Source organism: Planomonospora corallina (genome assembly GCF_042650625.1).
Lineage (GTDB): Bacteria > Actinomycetota > Actinomycetes > Streptosporangiales > Streptosporangiaceae > Planomonospora_B > Planomonospora_B corallina.
The window spans coordinates 1-3,424 of record NZ_JBHSBM010000046.1 but is presented as its reverse complement, the minus strand read 5'-3'; the positions used below and the strand labels follow the sequence as shown (position 1 = coordinate 3,424).

Here is a 3,424-nt window from a genome sequence, read left to right as displayed (position 1 = left end):
AGCCCGGTTGCAGGGGACCGGAAACCCTAAACCCCCGATGCCACCGGCCATCCAGCACGCCACGACCGGCCGGCCTACGCCCCTTTACACCCCGGTGAGCACACTCTCGGCGCACCAGGAGACGGTGTTGAGGCCGGTCGAAGGCGGCACCTTGGGAGAGCCGGGCGGAGCGGCCGCGGAGTCGATTCGATGGCGTACCGGTCGGGGAAGGTCCACCCGCGTTGAGGATCGTCGCAGGCCGCAGCGTCTGGGAAGGTCTCGCAATCACTACTTAAAAGATCATAGGACAGTATTAGCATGCGGTCATGAGCAACCGCGCCAAGCCCAGCATCGCCGTCACCCTCGACCCTGACCTCGTCGAATACGTTCGATCCCGTGTCGGAGACGATGACGTCAAGTCCTTGTCCGCCTACGTGAACGAGGCTCTCGCTGCCCGCGTCCGCGAGGAACGCCGCCGCAGGGCCATCCTTCAGACACACCTGGTCCGTGCCAGGGAAGCAGCCGACCATGACCGCGTCGACCGCATGATGACCCACGTCCAGCGGCAACTCGCCGAGATACCCGGATTCACGGGAGAGGGCGCTCAGTGACCCTGCCGCCCCTCATTCTGGACACCGGCGTCCTGATCGAACTCGCCCGGGGCGACGCGGACGTCATGACGATGATCGCCAGATTCGATGACAGGCAGCAGCCCATGGTGATGTCCGTTCTGGCCATCACCGGCGCGTCCCTTGACTCCGGTTCGAAGGACGCGACCGACCTGCTGCTCGGTGTGGCCACGATGGAGCAGATCACCATCGCCGGGCTGCACGAACCCGACCACGGCACCACGCTGGCCTCTGTGATCAACCGAACCGGCCTCACCCCGTGGGACGCTCACGTGGCCGCGCTCGCCGACGTGTCGGTCTGCCCTGTGCTCACCCTCGACATGACCCACTGGCGGCAGGCGGCCCGCGCCTTCGACGAGCCGCTGCACATCATCGAGATCACCGATCCCGAAGGTTGATTATGTGTGACACAAATAGTCAAGGACCCCGGTCCGAAAATCGGGGTCCTTGACGGAGGCGGTCGATGGCGGAAGCGGCTTCTCGCCCTCCCGTGCGGGTCCGTCCTCGTCCGTGTCAGGCGGCGCAGTTGATGTAGACGGGGCGGGCGGCGCCGTCGCTGCCGGTCTCCACGCGGGCGATCATCGCGGCCTGGCGGCGGTTGCCGGCCATGACGAGCACCATCTCCTGCGCCACCCGGAGCTGCCGGGACAGGATGGCGTCGGCACGGGGCCGCAGGTCGAGCGGGAGCGGACCGAGGTCCGTCGGAGGCGTCCACGCGCCGGTGACGGCGGGGACCTCCTGGGTGCGGTGGTCGCCGGAGAGCATCTCCTCCACCGCGGCGACGTCCATCTCGAGGGCGTCCAGCGCGGCGGACCAGGCCGCGTGCCAGTCGCCGGCTGAGGGCGGCTGGGCGCTCATGGCTAGGCCACCCTGGCGGCGGCGCCGACGGCCCCGGCCTCGGTGACGGCCGTGCGCCAGGCGTCGCGCAGCGGCTCGACCAGGGCGCGGCAGGAGGCGACCTGGGCGGCGTCAGCGCGCACGTTGGCCTGGATGAGCTGGGTGAGCAGGAAGCCGTAGAGCTCGGACAGGCCCGCCGCGCCGTCCCAGACGTCCATCCGGAGCGAGGAGCGCAGCTCGATGATGATGTCCTGGGCGTGCTGGAGCTGGGCGGAGGCCGTCTCCCGGTCTCCCCGGCCCAGCGCCTCCTCGCCCTTGACCAGGTCGAGGACGAGCCGGTCGTAGAGCATGACGAGCAGCTTGCCGGGAGAGGCGGTGCTCACCGAGTCGGCGAGGTAGCGGGCCCGCATGGAGGGGTTGTTCATGGCGTGCTGTCCGTTCTCATTCCGAGGAGGGGGCGGGCAGGCTGGAGATCTGACCGGCCAGCCAGGTCGACTGCTGCTGCAGCTTGCCGAGGGAGACCTCGAGGTTGGTGAACTGCCTGCGCAGTGCCGTCTCGCGCCTCTCCAGCCGGAGGTCCCAGGCCTCGATGCGTTTGTTGAGGTCGGTGACCAGGCTCTTGCTGCCGTTGACGGCGTTGGTGATGCTCTCGGTGCTGTTGCTCACGATCACCTTGAGCCGGGCGGCCAGTCCCATCACGTTCGAGACCTGGGTCTGGGGCAGCGTCTTGCCGTCGGCGTCGAGCCGGGGCGGGATCGACGGGTCCTCCGCCGACATCGCCTTCTCGACCTTGGCCGGGTCGGCCTCGTAGGCCTTCAGGAACTCTTCACGGTCGAAGGTGAGCTTGCCGTACCGGTCGAGTTCGACGCCGAGCTGGGCGAAGCTGCCGTAGTCGGTCTGGCCGGTGCCGACCTGGCCGAGGACGGTCTGCGCGATCTGGCGGACGGTGGCGTTGCCGGCCAGCGGCTGCTTGGTCTTGGCGGCGGCGTTGTAGGACGTCTGGGTGCCGATCTCGGTCAGCACGGCGTTCGTGGCGTCGACGAACGCCTTCATCTTGTCGGCGATGGCGTCTTTGTCCTGCGTGACCGCGACGGTGACGCCCGTCTCCTCCTTGGTCACGTTGATGGTCGTGCCCGCCAGGAGGCCGGTGATGGCGTTGCTGCCGCTGGTGACGGTGTAGTGGACGCCGTCGGCGTCGCCCACCAGGACCTGCGCGTCCTTCGGGGGGACGAGGTCGACGGGGTCGGAGGCGAGGCCGGTGATCTCGAAGCCGGCCGCCGTACCGGTCTTGGTGGAGGTGAGCTGCAGGACGGTGCCCTGGTCCGTGGTGAGGACGGAGGCGCGCACGTCGAGGCCCTTGGCGTTGATCGCCTCCGCCACGCCCTGCGGGGTGTTGGTCGTGACGTCGATGTCCACCGCGGCGGCGGTGCCGATGGTGAGGCTGACCTTCGTGGCACCGCCGGCCAGCGCCGGATCGGTGGCGGAGCCGAAGGTGACGGTGCTGACCTGCGCCTTGGCCGTGCTCAGCACGTCGAAGGTGACGCTTCCCGTGGTGGCGCCCGCGGTCGTGGTCGGGGTGACCGAGGTCGAGGACGAGGTCACCTTGGCGGGCTGCCAGGACGTGCCCTTCGTCATGTCCTCGGCCGCGGTCTTGAGCGCGGCCAGTTTGGTGTTGATCGCCTGATAGGAAGTCTGGATCTTCTCCTGGGCGGTCACCTTGGACTTGAGCTGGGTCTGCGGGACCCTCTCGACCTGCATGAGCTGCGAGATCAGGGAGCTCGTGCTCAGGCCGCTGACCAGGCCGTCAACGGTGCTTCCAGCCACGTGTGCGAGTCCTCTCTACGCCGTCCGCCCCGTCGGGCGTTCACCCCCGCCCCGTCGGGCGGAGGTGTCGAACAGATGGAAGGGGCGGCCGGCGGTCATGCCGGCCGCCCCTTCCGGTGATGCGTCGCCTCTCATCGGTGGGCGCCGGTCAGGCG

At 68.8% G+C, this 3,424-nt stretch carries 5 protein-coding genes; 2 read left to right on the top strand and 3 right to left on the bottom strand.

Annotated elements, in window-relative coordinates; all coding sequences use genetic code 11:
- Positions 1 to 305 precede the first annotated feature (305 nt).
- Positions 306 to 590, top strand: coding sequence for a hypothetical protein (locus ACFOWE_RS29430; RefSeq protein WP_377293556.1), 285 nt, complete (start codon positions 306 to 308; stop codon positions 588 to 590).
- Positions 587 to 1,006, top strand: a complete 420-nt coding sequence (locus ACFOWE_RS29425) for a hypothetical protein (protein WP_377293554.1) — start codon at positions 587 to 589, stop codon at positions 1,004 to 1,006. The genes ACFOWE_RS29430 and ACFOWE_RS29425 overlap by 4 nt, the downstream gene beginning before the upstream one ends.
- A gap of 115 nt (positions 1,007 to 1,121) precedes the next feature.
- Here the strand turns inward: ACFOWE_RS29425 and ACFOWE_RS29420 are convergent, their stop codons facing one another.
- From ACFOWE_RS29420 to fliD, 3 genes are read right to left on the bottom strand one after another with little or no spacing between them, the layout of a single operon-like run.
- On the bottom strand, positions 1,122 to 1,466 hold the full coding sequence (locus tag ACFOWE_RS29420; protein WP_377293552.1) for a hypothetical protein: 345 nt from the start codon (positions 1,464 to 1,466) through the stop codon (positions 1,122 to 1,124).
- 2 nt (positions 1,467 to 1,468) lie between these two features.
- A complete protein-coding gene (gene fliS, locus ACFOWE_RS29415) occupies positions 1,469 to 1,870 on the bottom strand; it encodes a flagellar export chaperone FliS (RefSeq protein ID WP_377293550.1) in 402 nt (133 codons plus the stop codon).
- A gap of 16 nt (positions 1,871 to 1,886) precedes the next feature.
- Positions 1,887 to 3,269 carry a flagellar filament capping protein FliD gene (gene fliD / locus ACFOWE_RS29410; RefSeq protein ID WP_377293548.1) on the bottom strand — a complete coding sequence of 461 codons (1,383 nt, stop codon included), beginning with the start codon at positions 3,267 to 3,269 and terminating at the stop codon, positions 1,887 to 1,889.
- Positions 3,270 to 3,424 lie beyond the last annotated feature (155 nt).

What these genes read in the sequence shown, in the direction of transcription:
- ACFOWE_RS29430 (WP_377293556.1), top strand. Translation starts at nt 306, where the DNA reads ATGAGCAACCGCGCCAAGCCCAGCATCGCCGTCACCCTCGACCCTGAC.
- ACFOWE_RS29420 (WP_377293552.1), bottom strand. Translation starts at nt 1,466, where the DNA reads ATGAGCGCCCAGCCGCCCTCAGCCGGCGACTGGCACGCGGCCTGGTCC.
- fliS (WP_377293550.1), bottom strand. Translation starts at nt 1,870, where the DNA reads ATGAACAACCCCTCCATGCGGGCCCGCTACCTCGCCGACTCGGTGAGC.